The following is a 16691-nucleotide window of genomic DNA, read 5'->3' as shown; positions in this document are numbered from 1 at the left end:
TCGAATGCAGAAACGCCGGGGCTCGCGCCCCGGCGTTTTTCTTTTGGCCTAGCGCACCAGCTGTGTCGTCAGCCGTAGGGCGAGAAGGCCGATGATGATCGCGACGGCGATCCAGTCCCAGATTCGCCCCTTGAGCAGTAGCATCAGAGCCAGGAGGGCGAGAATGACGACCCGGACGACGGTCGGGAGGTTCCAGCCCGTGCCGCCCGTCAACAGGGCCGTGGCCCAGGTGGAGAGCTGGTAGACCATGAATGTCAGGACGAAGACCTTGTGCTGCTGGGCGTAGTGTCGGCGCATGTCCCAGTCGCTGTCGGCCTCGAAATTCGGCAGCACGCTGGCGGTGGTGACGAACAGCAGCAGCGGCGGCGCGAGAACCAGGCCCATCTCGGCGGCCGTGCGCGCGCGATCCGATCCGTCGAGGCCGAGAAACACCGCCCACCAGTAGTTCAGGACCAGCAGGGTCAGCGCCACGACCCAGGCCAGCGGCAACGGGTCCCACTTCACCCGTTCACGGTTGCGGATGAGCCGATGCAGATTGCCCAGCATCTCGGTCAGGCCCAGACCGATGATGATCGAGATCAGGGTGACGGAATGCTGGCCGATATCCATGCGCGGTCCCCTGAACCCGGAGACAACCCTAGGCCCTTGTCAGGGGGCGGCACAAACCGGTGAATTCCGGAGGGCGGAAGGGTTCAGACGCCGGCTTTCGCGGCGATCACCCGCAGCACGGCCTCCGCCGCGATTTCGGACGGGTCGCGGCCTTCGCGGCCCATGAGGTCGAGAGCCTCGGTCTGGCGGGCGGCCTGGGCCCGGCGGGCCTCGGGATCGGCCAGCAGGCGGCCCACCTCGGCGGCGACCTTCTCGGGCGTGGCGTCGTTCTGGATCAGTTCGCGGGCGATCTCCTCGTCCGCGGCGTGGTTGAACAGGGTCGCGTATTTGCCGGTGAAGAACGGCTTCATGATCGCGTAGCTGAGCGGCTGGAAGCGGTAGCCGATGACGGTCGGCGCGCCGGCCAGGGCCAGTTCGGTCGAGACCGTGCCGCTGGTGGCCAGGGCGACGGTGGCGGCGCGCATGGCGGAGTATTTCTCGGCCTCGGACACCAGGTGGACCCGGAAGGGCCAGGCGGCGATGCGCGAGGCGACGTCGTCGGCGACGGTGCCGGCGGCGACGACCGCGACCTCCAGCGACGGATCGGCCTTCTTCAGTCGGGCGATCGCACCCTCATAGACGGGCGTCATGAGGCGGATCTCGGACGGGCGACTGCCCGGCAGGACCAGCAGCAGGTCAGCGTCCGGGGCGATGCCGCGCGAGGCGCGGAAGCGGGCCGGGTCGGCGTCGCTCATATCGACGTGCAGGGCCTGGGAGCCGGCGACCGTGGTGGCCAGGCCTTCGCGCTCGAACCACGGGGCGTCGAAGGCGTAGAGCGCCAGCAGATGGTCGACGGACCGGGCGAGCACCTTCGCGCGGCCGGGACGCGAGGCCCAGACCTGGGGGCCGACGTATTTGATCAGGGGCATGCCCGGCAGCGCGGCGCGCAGGGCCTTGGCCACGCGGATGGTGAAGCCCCAGCTGTCGATCAGGACGACGGCGTCAGGCTTCTCGCGCACCGCCAGGGCGACGGTGTCGGCGACGCGGCGCTTGACCACGCCATAGGCCTTGAGGCCCTCGATCCAGCCCAGCACGGACAGTTCGGCGATGTCGAAGGGGCTCTCGACGCCCTCCTCGGCCATCTTCGGTCCGCCCGTGCCGATGAAGGTCACGTCCTTGCCGAGGCGCGTCTTGAGGGCCCTGGCCAGGCCGGCGCCCAGCGCGTCGCCGGAGGCCTCGGCGGCGACCAGCATGATTTTCAGCGGGCGGCTCACGCCCGGTCGCCCCAGACGTACAGGCCCAGTCGGTCGGCGGCCTCGATCAGGGCCGCGCGGTCGATGACGATCAGCTTGCCGGCGACGCCGCCGACACCGGCGAGTCCGGCGGCCGCGGCCATCTCGATGGTGCGGGCGCCCATGACCGGCATGTCGACGCGCAGATCCTGGATCGGCTTGGGCGCCTTGCCCAGCGCGCCCTTGCGGTCCGTGGGCGTGCCGCGCAGGTCGGCGGGCAGGCCCGCGACGCGCATCAACATGGCGTCGGTGCCCTCCTGGGCCTCGACCGCCAGCACCAGACCGTCGCATACGACCGCGCCCTGGCCGATATCCAGTTCGCCTGATTTTTCCGCGACGTGCAGCGCCTTCCTGAGATCGGCCAGCTGCTCTTCCGTGGGCTGGACGGCGCCCAGGGCCCCGGCCGGAAGCGTCTCGCCGCCGAGGATGTCGTCGGCGCCCTCGACCGCATAGCCCTCGGCCTCGAACAGCGAGAGGATCTTGCGCAGCAGGGCGTCGTCGCCCTTGGTCGCAGCCGCGACGATGCCCGGCAGGACCATCGCGCCCTTGAGATCGGGCTTCAGCGTCTTGAAGTCGGGGCGGCTGACGGTGCCGGCGAAACAGACCGCGCCGCAGCCCGCCTTCTTCATGGCCGACAGGATCTTGCCGATTTCGGCCATGCCGGCGTCGATGCCGGGATAGTGGGCCAGGTGCGGGTCGGCGAAACCGGCCAGACGGATGACGAAGACCGGACGGCCCTCGGCGTCGCAACGGGCGGCCACGGACAGCGGCAGGGCGCCGCCGCCGGCGATCAGGGCCAGCTTGCTCATTCGCCCGCCCTCACTCGCCCGGGAGGCAGAGCGGACGCTTGCCGTCAGCGCGGATGAAGGCGACGATCTCCATGATCTCAGGCAGGTCGGCGTAGGCGCCCTCGACCGTGTCCAGACGCTCGGCGAAAGTCCCCGCCCCCTCGAACAGGTCGCGATAGGCGGCCAGCAGGCGGCGGATAGCGTCCTTGCCGTAGCCCTTGCGCTTCAGGCCGACGAGGTTGAGTCCGTGCAGACGGGCGTGGTTGCCCCAGACGGAGCCGTAAGGGATGACGTCGCGGGTGACGGCGGCCAGACCGCCGACCATGGCGCCCTGCCCCACCCGGCCGTTCTGGTGGACGGCGGCGAGCCCGCCGAGGAAGACCTTGGTCCCGACCTTCGCATGGCCGCCGAGGGTGGCGTTGTTGGCCATGACGACCTGGTCGGCGACGACGCAGTCGTGGCCGATGTGGGCGCCGGTCATGAACAGGCTGTTGGAACCGACGATGGTGACGCCGGTCCCCTGCGGCGTGCCGCGGTTGAAGGTGGCATGCTCACGGATGACGTTGTCCGACCCGACCTCGAGCCGCACCGGCTCGCCCTTGTAGCCGTTGTGCTGGGGGTCGCCGCCGATGACGGCGAAGGGATGGATGACGGTGCGCGCTCCGATGCTGGTGTCCTGCTGGACCACCACATGGCTGACCAGCCGCACGCCTTCGGACAGGACGACGCCCGGCCCGACCATGCACCACGGGCCGATCTCGACTTCGCCGGCCAGTTCGGCCTTCGCATCGACGATGGCTGTGGGGTGGATGGCCATCAGGCCACCGGCTGGTCGACGGTGACCACCATGGCGGCGAAGTCGGCCTCGGCGGCCAGCTTGCCGTCGATGAAGGTCTCGCCGCGGAACTTGAAGATATCGCCGCGCTGCTTGGTCACCACGACCTTCATCATCAGCTGGTCGCCCGGACGCGCCGGCTTGCGGAAACGCACGCCGTCGATGGACATGAACATGATGACCTTGCCCTCGACCTGGACGTCCATGGTCTTGGACATCAGCAGGGCGCCGGTCTGGGCCATGGCCTCGACGATCAGGACGCCCGGCATGACCGGATCGATGGGGAAGTGGCCCGGGAAGAACGGCTCGTTGTGCGTGACGTTCTTGATGCCGGTGATCGAGGTGTTGGCGACGAAATCCTCGGCCTTGTCGATCAGCAGGAAGGGATAGCGGTGCGGCAGACGGCGCATCACCTCGGCGTAGTCGATCTTGCCTTCTTCGCTCATTCGTTCGTCTTCCCTGCGCGAGCCTTTCCGGACGCCTGTTTGGCGAGCCAGACCGCTTCACGCAAGGATTGTCGTATCGGTTTCGCGGGATAGCCGGACCAGGTCTCGCCGGGCGGAATGTCCGCCAGCACCCCCGCGCCGCCCGCCACGCGGGCTCCATCGCCGATTTTGATGTGGTCGCCGATGCCCGCCTGGCCGCCGAACATGACGTTGTCGCCGACGGTGCAGGAGCCGGAAATGCCCACGTGGGCGGCGATCAGGCAGTTGCGGCCGATGACGCAGTTGTGCGCGATCATGACCAGGTTATCGATCTTGGTGTTCTCGCCGACGACGGTGTCGTCGTAGGCGCCGCGGTCGACGCAGCTGTTGGCGCCGATGGTGACGCCGTCCTGCAGAATGACACGGCCCAGTTGGGGCACGTCGATCGGGCCGGACCGCGATCCGGCGGCGCCGAAGCCCGCCTCGCCGATACGCGCGCCGGCGTACAGCTTCACGCGGTCGCCGATGAGGGCGAATCCGACCGAGACATTGGGGCCGATGTGGCAGTCGCGGCCGATCTGGACGCCGGCGCCGATGACGCTGTTGGCCCCGATGCGGGTGCCGCGGCCGATGCGGGCGCCCTTGCCGATGATCACGCCGGGTTCGACGACGACGGTGTCGTCCTCGGCGGCCTCGGCAAGCGAGGCGGCCTCGAGGACGACGGGCTTGTGGAACTGGAGGGAGGCGCGGGCCCAGGCCGCCTGGGCTTCGCCGGACGTCAGCACGGCCGCATCGGCGGGCGCGGAGTCCACGGCGGACGCCGGCACGATCACGCAGCCGGCGGCGGTCGCCTTGAGCTGTTCGCCGAAGCGGCGGTCGCCGAGGAAGGCGACGTCGGTGGAACCGGCGGTCCCCAAAGGCGCAACGGCGGAGACCTTTCGATCTCCGCCGCGAACGACTTCGGCGCCGATCCGCCCGGCCAGCTCTGCAACGGTCAGGGCCGGCAGGCTGTCGAAGAAACGCGGATCAGGCATGATGGCCGGCGTACTTACTGTTGCTGCTGCGGCGGAACCTGCATGCGGTTGAAGGCCGGCAGGGTCGGCAGGGCCTGGTTCAGGCGCTGAACGACGGTGTCGGTCAGGTCCATGGCCGGGTTGCCGAGCAGGACGACGCTTTCGTTCAGCAGGATGCTGCAGCCGCGCTCCTGGTACAGGGCGGTGATGATCGGGCCGGCGGCGGCGCCGATGGCCTGGGTCTGCATGGCGTCCGTGTAGCGCAGCTCGGCTTCACGGGTCTGCTGCAGTTGCTGGAACTGCTGCAGACGACCCTGCCACGCCTGGTAGGCCTGGTTGTTGGGGTCGATCGGGCCGGCGGACTGCAGCTGCTGCGCTTCGCTTTCGAGGCTGGTCGCGTAGGGCTGGAGTTCGCCCTGAACTTCCTGGGCGAGGCGCTGCAGGCCGCTGCGCAGCGACTGGCCGGCGGTCGACTGGCCGAGGGCGCGTTGCAGGCTGTAGGTGCACAGGCCCGGGATCGGGGCGCCGTGGGTGACTTGCTGCTGGGCCTGGGCCGAGGCCGCGCCGGCGGCCAGGGTGGCGAGGGCAAACGCGCCGATAGCAATGAGTTTCATCGTTACGCCTTAAGTGCGGGACAGCGCCCCGCGGTTAGAACTGGGTAGAAGTCGAGAAGCGGAAGGTTTCGGTCTTGTCGTAATCTTCCTTGCCAAGAACATGGCTGAGATCGAACCGGATTGGGCCCATCGGCGAGCGCCAGTGAATGCTGAGGCCCGCGGACGCGCGAAGTTTCAGGTCGTCGACGATGTTCGGATCCGGCAGGCCGGTCGACGTAACCGTATAGCGGTCGTCCAGCGCGCCCAGGGTGCCGACGTCGGCGAACAGCGATGTGCGGATTCCATACTCTTCCGGCAGGTAGTTGGGAACCGTGAGTTCCAGGGTGCCGATGACGTAGAAATTACCGCCCAGGGCGTCGGTCGTGGTCAGATCGCGCGGGCCGATGCCGGCGGTCTCGAAGCCGCGGAAGCTGTTGCCGCCCTTGAAGAAGCGGTCGTTAATGCGGATCGCATCGCCGCCCCAGCCGGAGACGTAGCCGGTCGAGCCGCTGGCCGTGACGACCCACTCGGGCGAGATGCCCCAGTAGGCGGAGACGTCGGCTTCGGTCTTCACATAGTTCACGTCGCCGCCGATGCCGGCGAAGTCCTGACGGATCGTGCCGGTCCAGCCGCGGGTCGGGCGGACCGGGTCGTTCCGGCGGTCGACCAGCAGGGTGTAGCCGGCCGAGGAGTTGATGAACGAGCCGACCTGATCGCAAAGCGCGGCCGAACCGGCGCCCAGCGGGCCGCAATAGCCGGTCGGAACGATGATCTCGTCGCTCTTCAGGAAGTAGCGGGTGCTGAGCAGGGTGTAGCCGTTCAGCGGATAGGACAGGCGCAGACCACCGCCGGTCGAGCGGTAGTCGTACGACGAGTAGTCGCTGAGGTCGTAGCGCGAGTGGAAGGCGTCGAAGCCGGCGCGCAGGTCGCGGCCGAGGAATTTCGGCTCGGTGAAGCGGAAGTCGATCTGCTGACGCAGCGAACCCCACTCGACACGGGCGACGACGTTCTGGCCGCGGCCGCGGAAGTTGCGCTCGGTGATGCCGAGGTTCAGCACGAAGGAGTCGACCGAGCTGAAGCCGGCGCCGACGGACAGTTCGCCGGTCGGCTGCTCCTCGACGGTGACGTTGACGACCGAACGGTCAGGGGCCGAACCGCGGGCCTCCTCGACGGTCACGTCCTTGAAGAAGCCCAGCGAACGCAGGTTGTTGCGCGAACGCTCCAGCAGGGTGCGGTTGAAGGCGTCGCCCTCGCTCAGCATCATCTCGCGACGGATGACGTTGTCGAGCGTGCGGGTGTTGCCGATGATGTTGATGCGGTCGACGTAGACGCGCTGGCCTTCACGAACGCGGAAGGTGATGTCGACGGTGTCGGTTTCCGGATTGGCCCGGTACTCCGGCTCGATCTCGACGAAGGCGTAGCCCGCCGAGCCCGCCGCGAAGGTCAGGGCGTCGACCGCCGACTCGATCTTGTCGCTCTCGTACAGATCGCCCGAGCGGATCGGCAGCAGCAGCTTGAGGAAGTCGGGGTTGAGGCGGTCGTTCTCGGTGACCACGTCGACGACGCCGAAATTATACCGGTCGCCCTCGTCCACGGTCATGGTGATGCCGAAGGCGCCGTCGTCCGGCGACAGTTCGGAGATCGCCGAGATGACGCGGAAATCGTAGTAGCCGCGGTTGGTGTAGAATTTCCGCAGTTGCTCGCGGTCGTAGTCGAGACGGTTCGGGTCGAAATTGTCGTTGCTGGAGAACAGACGCCACCACTGGGTCTGCTTGGTGACCATGACCTCGCGCAGATCGCTGTCCGAGAAGGCTTCGTTGCCGAGGAAGGTGATGGCGCGGACGCCGGTCTCGGGGCCTTCGTTGATTTCGAAGACCACGTCGACGCGGTTCTGGTCCAGCTGGACGATCTTGGGCGTCACGGTCGCCGAGATGCGGCCCGACAGACGGTACAGTTCGACGATCTTGCCCACATCCTCCTGGATGCGCGCGCGGGTGTAGATGCCGCGCGGCTTGAGGGTCACTTCCTCAAGCAGCTTCTCCTCGTTGATGGCGCTGTTACCCTCGAACACGACCTGGTTGATGATCGGGTTCTCGACGATCTCGACCACCAGGTCGCCGTTCGGCTGCACGCCCAGCTGGACGTCGGCGAACAGCTGGGTGCGGGTCAGGGTGCGGACCGCGACGTCCAGCACCGCGGGATCGACGACGTCGCCCGGCTGGATCGGCAGGTAGGACAGCACCGTCGTCTGGTCGATGCGCTGGTTGCCGCGCACCAGGATGCGATTGATCGTCACCCGTTCCGGACGCGCCTGCTGTTGCTCCTGCGCCTGCGGAGCGGCCTCGATCGGCGCTCCGGGCTGGATATTGGGTGCGGCGGGAGTCGTCTGGGCGAAGGCCGGACCGGCAAGACCGGCGGCGATCGCGAGCACCAGGAGGCTCGGGCTCGCAGCGCGAGCGAAACGGAGGGCGGACGCGTCGTTTTTGATCATGCAGGAAACCATCGGGGGCTGGCGTCGGCTCATGCGAGCCCGCCGAGGAATTTGAACAAACTCAGCTTCTGCAGGTCGTTCCAGGTTGCGAACAACATCAATCCCGCAAGCAAAGCAAGACCGACCCGGTAGCCTACCTCCTGAACGCGAGCGGGGGCTGGCCTGCGCGCCACAGCTTCATAGCCGTAGAACACGAGATGCCCCCCATCGAGGACGGGAATCGGCAACAGATTAACAATACCCATTCCGATCGAAACTATGGCGGCGAAGCTGATCCACGCCAGCGCGACGTTTGCGATGAGGAAGGCAGGCGGAGCCTCATAGGCGGCGGCCTGTTTGGTGATTCCCCCGGCGGCCTTGGCGATGCCCAGCGGACCGTTCAGCAGGTCGCCGGACTCCTTGCCGGTGAAAATACGGCCGATGTAGCGGAAGGTGGCGCCGACGACCGAAACCATGGTCTCGGTGCTCTTGCCCACGGCCTCGATCGGGTTCAGGCGGCGGAATTGGTAGTCCTGCTGCGAAGCCTGGAGCAGCAGTCCCACTTCGGCGACGCGGGTCCGGCCGGCGATGGGGTCGTCCCGCATCTTGCGGACCGGCGTGGCCACGAGGTTCACGTCGCGACCGGCCCGGTCGACCGTAAAGGTCACCTGGTCGCCCGCCGACAGGATGATCGTCTGCGTGACCTCGCTTCGGTCACGCACCGGGCGGCCGTTGACCGCCGTAATCAGGTCGCGCGGCTGGAAGCCGGCCACGGCCGCCGGGCTGTCCGGAACGACCTGGGCCACGCGCGGTGCCGAAATCTGCTCGCCGACGATGCTGAACAGCAGGGTCAGCAGGGTCAGGGACAGGACGAAATTCGCCACCGGGCCCGCGGCCACGATGAGGGCGCGCTGCCAGACGGGTTTGAAATGGAAATAGTCGCGCTCGGCGCCGGGGCCGTGTTCGGCGACCACGCGAGCCTTGAGCTCGGCCAGACCGGCCTGGTCAGGCACGCTGGAGGCGTCCAGATCGCCGGAAAACTTGACGTAGCCGCCCAGCGGAATCCAGGCGACGCGCCATTCGACGCCGTGACGGTCCGTCCGGCTGAAAATGGAGCGGCCGAATCCGATCGAGAACCGGTCGACCTTCACCCCGAAGGCGCGCGCCACGAGGAAATGCCCCAGTTCATGGATGGTGACGATGAAGGTCAGCACCAGCAGGAACGGGACGATGTAGATCAAGGCCTGGCCGAGAAAGCCCGTCATGCCGGATATGGATCCCTCTGCCCTCAGGCTGCTGCAGCGTGACCCAGGACGATCGACTCCGCGATCCTTCGCGCCTCCGCATCTACGGCCAGGGCCGAGTCGCAGGCGTTTTCGGAACCGGACTCCACCCCCGAGGTCGTCACGCGAGACAAGGTGTCGGCGACGACTGCGGCAATATTGAGAAAGCCCAGTCTGCGGTCAAGAAAGGCCAGGGCGGCGACCTCATTGGCGGCATTGAAGACGATGGGCGCCGATCCACCAACCTGTAGCGCCTGACGCGCGAGTTTCAGGGCTGGGAAGCGGGCTTCGTCGGGCGCCTCGAAGGTCAGGCGGCCGAGGGCGGCGAGGTCCAGTTTCGGCGCCGCCCAGGCGATCCGGTCAGGCCACGCAAGGGCGCAGGCGATCGGCGTCTTCATGTCGGGCGGGCCCATCTGGGCCAGGGTCGAGCCGTCGACGTACTCGACCAGGCTGTGAATGATCGATTCCGGATGGACGACCACGTCGATGCGATCGGCCGGCATGTCGAACAGATAGGCGGCCTCGATCATCTCCAGGCCCTTGTTGGCCATGGTGGCGCTATCGACCGAAATCTTCGCCCCCATGCTCCAATTCGGGTGGGCCACGGCCTGTTCGGGCGTGATCGCGCCCATGGCCTCGTAGGCCACGGTGCGGAACGGGCCGCCGGACGCCGTCAGGATCAGCTTTTCGACCTGGCCCGGCGCATCGTGCGGGAACACCTGGAAGATGGCGGAATGCTCGGAATCGACCGGGATCAGCCGGCCGCCCGAGCGCCGCACGCGCTCGATCAGGGCGGGTCCGCAGCAAACCAGGCTTTCCTTGTTGGCGAGGGCCAGGGTCGCGCCGGTGGACGCGGCGGCCCAGGCGGAGCGCAGGCCCGCGGCGCCGACGATGGCGGCCATGACCCAGTCGACGGGCCGGGAGGCGGCCTCGACGATCGCCCCCTGCCCCGCCGCAGCCTCGACGCCCGTGCCGGCCAGCGCGTCGCGCAGCTCCTGCAGGCGGGCCGGATCCGCGGTGACGGCGATCCGGGGCTTCCAGCGGCGGGCTTGCTCGGCCAGGCGGGCGATATTGGCGCCGCCGGTCAGGGCCTCGACCTCGAAGGCGCCGGAACCGCCGGCCTCGGCCTGGGCCATCAGGTCCAGGGTCGAGCAGCCCACCGAGCCGGTGGAGCCCAGCACGGTGACGCGACGGCGAATCACGCGCCGCGCTCCAGCATGACCAGAATCAGACGTCCGGCCGCGACGACGACGACCGCGAACATCAGGCCGTCGACGCGATCCAGCAGGCCGCCGTGGCCCGGGATCAGATTGCCCGCGTCCTTGACGCCGTAACGACGCTTCAGGGCCGACTCCCACAGATCGCCGGCCATGGTGGCGATAGCGGCGGCGAGGCCCAGAAGGGCGCCCCAGGCGGGGCTGATGCCCATGTTGAGGAAGGCGGCGAACAGCGCGCCGGCGAGGGTGCCGGCGGTCAGACCGCCGATGAAGCCGGACCAGGTCTTGTTGGGTGAAAAGCGCGGCCAGAGCTTGGGCCCGCCGAAGATCGAGCCGACGAAATAGGCCATGATGTCCGACGCCCACGCGATGCAGAAGGCGAAGGCGGTCCAGTACAGGCCGACGTGGGGCGTGAACTCCGACACCCCGCCCCGCAGCCAGATCAGCAGGACAGCGGGCCAGCCGAGGTAGAGGACGCCATAGGCGGCATCGAGCGCCTCCTGGCCCCGGCTGCGGGCGAACAGGCCCGCGGCGGCGGCGCAGAAGACCAGCATGACCAGCGCCAGCGACAGCTGGCCGACGTGGGCGGAGATGACGGCGGCGAACAGGCCGAAGGCGACGGCGCCGGTCATGAGGCGCCAGGCCCCCGCGGCGCTCATCATCGCCCATTCGACGGCCAGCAGGGCGCACGCCAGCAGCATCAGCGCCAGGAACCAGTAGCCCCCGGCCCAGATGGCCAGCACGGCCGCCGGCGCCAGAACGACGGCCGAAGCGGCTCTCAGTCCAATGTCACGGGCCTTGACCGCCATCAGCCGGCCGCCAGCGCCGGCGCCGCCGGGCGACCGCCGAAGCGACGATCGCGGGCGCGGTACTGGGCGACGACGTCGGCCAGGGCCTCGGCACCGTAGTCGGGCCACAGGATGTCCTGGTAGACCAGCTCGGCATAGGCGGCTTCCCACAGCAGGAAGTTCGACAGCCGGCGCTCGCCCGAGGTGCGCACGATCACGTCGACGGGCGGTCCGCCGGCGGTCGACAGGCCGAGGCCCAGGGCCTCCTCGTCCAGCGGTCCGACGGCCTCGCCCGCGCGGACGCGGTCGGCGTAACGCTGCGCCGCGTCGACGATGTCGGCCCGGCCGCCGTAGTTGAAGGCCACCTGGAGCAGGAATTTCTCGTTGCCGGCGGTCGTCGCCTCGGTCCGGGCGACGATGTCCGCGATGTCGGCCGGAAGCCCTTCGCGGCGGCCCAGGATGCGGACGCGGACGCCTTCGCGATCCAGCTTCTTCAGGTCGCTGGCGACATAGGTGCGAACCAGGCCCATCAGGTCTGACACTTCCTCGGCCGGTCGCTGCCAGTTCTCGGTCGAGAAGCCGAATACGGTCAGGCACCGGATGCCCAGGGCCGGGGCGGCCTGGATGGTGCGCTTCAACGCCTGAACGCCCTCGCGGTGCCCGATGGCGCGCGGCAGGCCGCGGGCCTCGGCCCAGCGGCCGTTGCCATCCATGATCAACGCGACATGGCGCGGCCCGGCGGGCTCGGTCCTGAGAGGATCGGGAGGCATCTGGGGGTTATCCTACGACAGAACCCGCCATCAAACCTGCATGATCTCGACTTCCTTGGTCTTCAGCGCCTCGTCGATGCGCTTGATGGCGGCGTCGGTGTCCTTCTGGACCTCGGCCTCCATCTTCTTCTGCTCGTCCTGGCTGATATCGGACGCCTTTTCGGCCTTCTTCAGGTCGTCGTTGGCGTCGCGGCGCACGTTGCGGACGGCGATCTTCTGCTGCTCGGCGTATTTCCCCGCGAGTTTGGCGAGGTCCTTGCGGCGCTCCTCGGTCAGCGGCGGCACGGGGATGCGCAGGGTCATGCCGTCGACGATCGGGTTCAGGCCCAGGCCGGCGGCGCGAATGGCCTTCTCGACCGCGACGACCATGCTCTTGTCCCAGACGTTGACCGAGATCATGCGCGGCTCAGGCACGCTGATGGCGGCGACTGCGTTCAGCGGCGAGGTCGAGCCGTAGGCCTCGACCTGGACCGGATCCAGCAGGCCGGCGTTGGCCCGGCCGGTGCGCAAGCCGGAGAACTCTTCCTTCAGGGCGCTGACCGCCTTGTCCATACGGTCGCGGTAGGTTTTGAGATCAGGCTTCGCCATGGTCGTTTCTCTCGTCTTCTTATGGTGTTGTCAGGCGGCCTTGCCGTCGGCGCTGATGACCGTGAAAGCGCCCTTGCCCGTCAGGGTGTTCCGGAAGGAGCCGTCTTCGCGGATGGAGAACACCACGATCGGGATGCCGGAGTCACGCATCAAGGCCACGGCCGAGGCGTCCATGACCTTCAGGTCCTTGGCCAGCACGTCGTGATAGCTGAGCGATTCGTAGCGGGTCGCGGTCGGGTCCTTCTTGGGATCCGCCGTGTAGACGCCGTCGACGCTGGTGCCCTTCAGCAGGGCGTCGCAGCCCATTTCGGCTGCGCGCAGGGCGGCGCCCGAGTCGGTGGTGAAGAACGGGGCGCCGACGCCGGCGGCGAAGATCACCACGCGGCCCTTCTCGAGGTGACGCAAGGCGCGGCGGCGGACGTAGGGCTCGGCCACCGCGTTCATGACCAGGGCGCTCTGCACGCGTGTCTGGACGCCGATCTTCTCAAGCGCGGCCTGCATGGCCAGGGCGTTCATGACCGTGGCCAGCATGCCCATGTAGTCGGCCGAGGCGCGGTCCATGTCGCCGGCCGCCTTGGACAGGCCGCGGAAGATGTTGCCGCCGCCGATGACCAGGCAGATCTCGACGCCCTCGCGCGCCACGTCGGCCACGGCCTTGGCGACCTCGGCGACGGTGTTCATGTCGATGCCGTAGCCCTGCTCGCCCATCAGGACTTCGCCCGACACCTTCAGCAGGACGCGCTTGTATCGAAACTCGGACGAGGCGTCGGGCATGGGGAAGTGACCTTGGGCGGGGGATTCGGCCTCCTTATAGAAAGGCGGGAGGCCGGATCAAAGACCCGCTAGAGTCTGAGGATGATCGTCTCGACGATCGGACGGCGATCCCAGATCTGCTGGCTGGCCTTCTTGAGGGCCCGCGAGACGGCCTGTTCAATGACCATTTCGTCCTCCAGCGCCGCGCCCTTCAGCTTCAGAACCGCCTGTTCGGCGCGTTCCGCCAGATCGTCGAGGGCGTCGCCGAGAGGCGATTCCTCATCGCCCGGCAGGCCGATGGCGCGCACGTCGATGTCGCTGACGATCTTGCCGCGCCTGTCCATCGCGAAGCTGACGATCAGCACGCCGTTGGTCGAGGCGTGGCGACGCTCGTGCAGCGCCTCGCCCTGTTCGGTGACCAGACGCCCGCCGTCGACGTAGAGGCGGCCGCTGGGGACCTCGTCGATGATCGCGGCGGGTCCGGGGGCCAGACGCACCATGTCGCCGTTGCGGGGCGTCACCGTCTCCGGCACGCCCATGTCCTTCGCAAGATTGGCGTGTTCGGCGAGGTGGCGGCGCATGCCGTGGGTCGGGACGGCGATCTTCGGCCGCGCCCAGGCGTACATCTGCTTCAGCTCGTCCCGGCACGGGTGGCCGGAGACGTGGATGCCGCGGTGATCCTTCTCGGTGTAGAGGCGCACGCCGCGGTCCGCGAGCTTGTCCTGCAGGCGGCCGACCGACAGCTCGTTGCCCGGAATGACCCGCGACGAGAAGATGCAGTGATCGCCGTTGCTGAGCTTCACATAGGGGTGGGTGCCCTCGGCCACGCGCGACAGGGCGGCGCGAACCTCGCCCTGGCTGCCGGTGCACAGATACAGGATCTCGTCGGCCGGCCAGATGCGGGCCTCCTCGTCGCTGAGGAACGGCTTGATGTCCTGCAGCATGCCGACGTGTTTGGCCGCCGCGGTGATGCGGTGCATCGAGCGGCCGGCCAGCGACACGCGCCGCCCCGCCGCTTCGGCGGCGCGGATGACGCTGTCCATGCGGGCGACGTTGGAGGCGAAGCAGCCGACCGCGATCCGGCCCTTCAGCCCGCCGATCAGTTCGGTCAGGGCGTCGCGGACGCCGCCTTCCGAGCCCGCCGAACCCTCGACGAAGACGTTGGTGGAATCGCAGACCATGGCGAGGACGCCGTCGTCGCCGAGGCGGGTGATGGCGCCGGCGTCGGTGACGCCGCCGATGATGGGATCGTCATCGATCTTCCAGTCGCCGGTGTGCAGGACCGTGCCGAGCGGCGTCTTGATGGCCAGGCCGTTCGGCTCGGCGATCGAGTGGGTCATGGTGACGAAGGTGACGTCGAACGGCCCGAGATTGATGGAGCCGCCCAGCGGCACCTCGATCAGCTGGACCTGGTCCAGAATGCCGGCCTCGCGCAGCTTCTCGCGGATCAGATAGGCGGTGAAGGGCGTGGCGTAGAGCGGCGCCTTCATGCGGGTCCACAGCCAACCGAGCGCGCCGATATGGTCCTCGTGCGCGTGGGTCAGGACGATGCCGCGGATGGTCTCGCCTTCCAGGAAGGCGGGATCGGGGACGATCACGTCCACGCCGGGCGTCGACAGGTCGCCGAAGGTCACGCCCACATCGACCACGATCCACTCGCGGTTCGCCTCGGGGCCGTAGCCGTACAGATTCAGATTCATTCCGATTTCGCCCGACCCGCCCAACGGCAGGAAGACGAACTCGTCAGCAGTTTGTTTTTTCATTTGTCCTTGAGATGGGAGTTCCGCTGCCAGATTTCGAGCAGGCCGCGGATAGTCAGGTCCGGATCGAACCGGTCGATTGATGTGGTGGCGCCTTCGAACAGCGACGCGACGCCGCCGGTGCCGATGACGGTCATGGGCTTGCCCCACTCCGCCTTGATGCGCGCGACGAGACCTTCGATCAGGGCGATGTAGCCCCAGAAGACGCCGGATTGCATGTTGGAGACGGTGTCCTTGCCGATCACCTTCTCGGGCTTCTGGATGGCGATGCGGGGCAGCATGGCGGCCGCCTCGTGCAGGGCCTGCAGGCTGAGGTTCACGCCAGGGGCGATGACGCCGCCCTCGAAGGCGCCGTCGGCGGCGATGACGTCGAAGGTGGTGGCGGTGCCGCTGTCAATGACGATCAGGTCGCCTGGGTACTTCAGGTGCGCGCCGATGGCGTTGACCAGCCGGTCGGCCCCCGCCTCGCTGGGCTTGAGGATGCGCACGGGGATGCCGAGGTCGACATTCTCGCCGATCACCAGCGGTTCGACCGACAGATAGCGGCGCGCCAGGTTGCGCAGGTTGAAGATCGACTGCGGCACGACGCTGGAGATGATGCAGCCGTCGAGGTCGCCCAGCTTCAGCCCGCGCATGGCCAGCAGCTGCGTCAGCCAGACGGCGTATTCGTCGGCCGTGCGCATGGCGTCGGTGGCGGTGCGCCACTGGGCCGTCCAGTCCGCGCCGTCATGGACCGCGAACAGCGTGTTGGTATTGCCCTGCTCGATCGCCAGAAGCATCAGGCGGCCTCCCCGAAGAATACGTCGCCTGCCGAGATAAGACGCAGCGAGCCATCCGCCAGCCTTAGCCGCAGGGCGCCGTCGGGGGCGACCCCCTCTGCCCTGCCCTCGACCGTCTCATGCCCCAGGCGAGCGACGGCGGGGCCGTCGAGGCCGGGCGTGCGCGCCTGCCAGGCGTCGAGGATCGGCTGGAAGCCCAGCGACTCCCACCGGACCATCCAGACGGCGAAGGCCTCGGACAGGGTGCGGGCGGCGACATCGACGGACGGCGGCGCGGCGAAATCGCCGGCGAGGTGGTGGGCCAGGGCGGTGGCGGGACGCTCCGTCCCCTCCGGCGCATGGGCCAGGTTCACCCCGACGCCGACAGCCAGCCACAGGCCGCCCATGGCGTGGGCGCCGGACTCGACCAGGATGCCGGAGGCCTTCTGACCGGCCAGCATGACGTCATTGGGCCATTTGATCGTCACCAGCGACGGCGGCGCGTATGCGTCCAGCAGGTCCGCGACGGCTAGGGCGGCGATGAAGGTGACCTGCGCCGCCTCGGCGGGCGGCTTGCGGGTGGTGGTCAGCAGGGTGGCGAACAGGTTGCCCGTGTCGCTTTCCCACGCCCTGCCCCGCCGACCGCGACCGGCGGTCTGCCGGCGCGCGGCGATCCACAGGGGGCCGGTCTCGCCGGCCTCGGCCCGGCGGCGGGCCTCCGCATTCGTGGAATCGGTGTGGTCGAGCAGCAGGACCGGGGCGGCAGCCAC

17 protein-coding genes are annotated in these 16691 nt (G+C 68.3%); all 17 read right to left on the bottom strand.

Features of this window, described 5'->3' with window-relative positions:
- Positions 1-48: 48 nt before the first annotated feature.
- On the bottom strand, positions 49-609 hold the full coding sequence (locus GGR12_RS08315; protein WP_183203963.1) for a hypothetical protein: 561 nt from the start codon (positions 607-609) through the stop codon (positions 49-51).
- A gap of 83 nt (positions 610-692) precedes the next feature.
- Entirely contained in the window at positions 693-1862 is a 1170-nt protein-coding gene (lpxB, locus tag GGR12_RS08310; RefSeq protein ID WP_183203962.1) for a lipid-A-disaccharide synthase, read from the bottom strand.
- Positions 1859-2689 carry a UDP-2,3-diacylglucosamine diphosphatase gene (gene lpxI, locus GGR12_RS08305; RefSeq protein WP_183203961.1) on the bottom strand — a complete coding sequence of 277 codons (831 nt, stop codon included), beginning with the start codon at positions 2687-2689 and terminating at the stop codon, positions 1859-1861. The genes lpxB and lpxI overlap by 4 nt, the downstream gene beginning before the upstream one ends.
- Positions 2690-2699: 10 nt before the next feature.
- A complete protein-coding gene (gene lpxA / locus GGR12_RS08300) occupies positions 2700-3485 on the bottom strand; it encodes an acyl-ACP--UDP-N-acetylglucosamine O-acyltransferase (protein ID WP_183203960.1) in 786 nt (261 codons plus the stop codon).
- Positions 3485-3949 carry a 3-hydroxyacyl-ACP dehydratase FabZ gene (gene fabZ, locus GGR12_RS08295; RefSeq protein ID WP_183203959.1) on the bottom strand — a complete coding sequence of 155 codons (465 nt, stop codon included), beginning with the start codon at positions 3947-3949 and terminating at the stop codon, positions 3485-3487. Before fabZ ends, lpxA begins: the two co-directional genes overlap by 1 nt.
- Positions 3946-4962 carry a UDP-3-O-(3-hydroxymyristoyl)glucosamine N-acyltransferase gene (gene lpxD / locus GGR12_RS08290; protein WP_183203958.1) on the bottom strand — a complete coding sequence of 339 codons (1017 nt, stop codon included), beginning with the start codon at positions 4960-4962 and terminating at the stop codon, positions 3946-3948. The genes fabZ and lpxD overlap by 4 nt, the downstream gene beginning before the upstream one ends.
- 14 nt (positions 4963-4976) lie before the next feature.
- Positions 4977-5555: an OmpH/Skp family outer membrane protein gene (locus GGR12_RS08285; protein WP_183203957.1), complete on the bottom strand. Its 579-nt coding sequence runs from the start codon at positions 5553-5555 to the stop codon at positions 4977-4979.
- A gap of 34 nt (positions 5556-5589) precedes the next feature.
- The gene (gene bamA / locus GGR12_RS08280; protein WP_183203956.1) at positions 5590-8025 is read right to left on the bottom strand and encodes an outer membrane protein assembly factor BamA; all 2436 of its coding nucleotides are present in this window, start codon (positions 8023-8025) and stop codon (positions 5590-5592) included.
- A gap of 29 nt (positions 8026-8054) precedes the next feature.
- On the bottom strand, positions 8055-9269 hold the full coding sequence (locus tag GGR12_RS08275) for a M50 family metallopeptidase (RefSeq protein WP_183203955.1): 1215 nt from the start codon (positions 9267-9269) through the stop codon (positions 8055-8057).
- 23 nt (positions 9270-9292) lie between these two features.
- Positions 9293-10489 carry a 1-deoxy-D-xylulose-5-phosphate reductoisomerase gene (gene dxr, locus GGR12_RS08270; RefSeq protein ID WP_183203954.1) on the bottom strand — a complete coding sequence of 399 codons (1197 nt, stop codon included), beginning with the start codon at positions 10487-10489 and terminating at the stop codon, positions 9293-9295.
- On the bottom strand, positions 10486-11313 hold the full coding sequence (locus GGR12_RS08265) for a phosphatidate cytidylyltransferase (RefSeq protein WP_183203953.1): 828 nt from the start codon (positions 11311-11313) through the stop codon (positions 10486-10488). The genes dxr and GGR12_RS08265 overlap by 4 nt, the downstream gene beginning before the upstream one ends.
- Positions 11313-12062, bottom strand: coding sequence for a polyprenyl diphosphate synthase (gene uppS / locus GGR12_RS08260; RefSeq protein ID WP_183203952.1), 750 nt, complete (start codon positions 12060-12062; stop codon positions 11313-11315). The genes GGR12_RS08265 and uppS overlap by 1 nt, the downstream gene beginning before the upstream one ends.
- A gap of 30 nt (positions 12063-12092) precedes the next feature.
- Positions 12093-12650: a ribosome recycling factor gene (frr, locus tag GGR12_RS08255; RefSeq protein WP_183203951.1), complete on the bottom strand. Its 558-nt coding sequence runs from the start codon at positions 12648-12650 to the stop codon at positions 12093-12095.
- Between the two features lie 30 nt (positions 12651-12680).
- Positions 12681-13424 (bottom strand): UMP kinase, encoded by a 744-nt coding sequence (gene pyrH / locus GGR12_RS08250; RefSeq protein WP_183203950.1) that lies wholly within the window; start codon positions 13422-13424, stop codon positions 12681-12683.
- Positions 13425-13492: 68 nt separating this feature from the next.
- Positions 13493-15166: a ribonuclease J gene (locus tag GGR12_RS08245; protein ID WP_183203949.1), complete on the bottom strand. Its 1674-nt coding sequence runs from the start codon at positions 15164-15166 to the stop codon at positions 13493-13495.
- Positions 15163-15945, bottom strand: coding sequence for a type III pantothenate kinase (locus GGR12_RS08240; RefSeq protein WP_183204853.1), 783 nt, complete (start codon positions 15943-15945; stop codon positions 15163-15165). Before GGR12_RS08240 ends, GGR12_RS08245 begins: the two co-directional genes overlap by 4 nt.
- Entirely contained in the window at positions 15942-16691 is a 750-nt protein-coding gene (locus GGR12_RS08235; protein ID WP_183203948.1) for a biotin--[acetyl-CoA-carboxylase] ligase, read from the bottom strand. The genes GGR12_RS08240 and GGR12_RS08235 overlap by 4 nt, the downstream gene beginning before the upstream one ends.

Source organism: Brevundimonas lenta (genome assembly GCF_014196335.1).
GTDB classification, from domain to species: domain Bacteria; phylum Pseudomonadota; class Alphaproteobacteria; order Caulobacterales; family Caulobacteraceae; genus Brevundimonas; species Brevundimonas lenta.
Note: the sequence above shows the minus strand (reverse complement) of the source record. Positions and strands in the feature narration are given on the sequence as shown.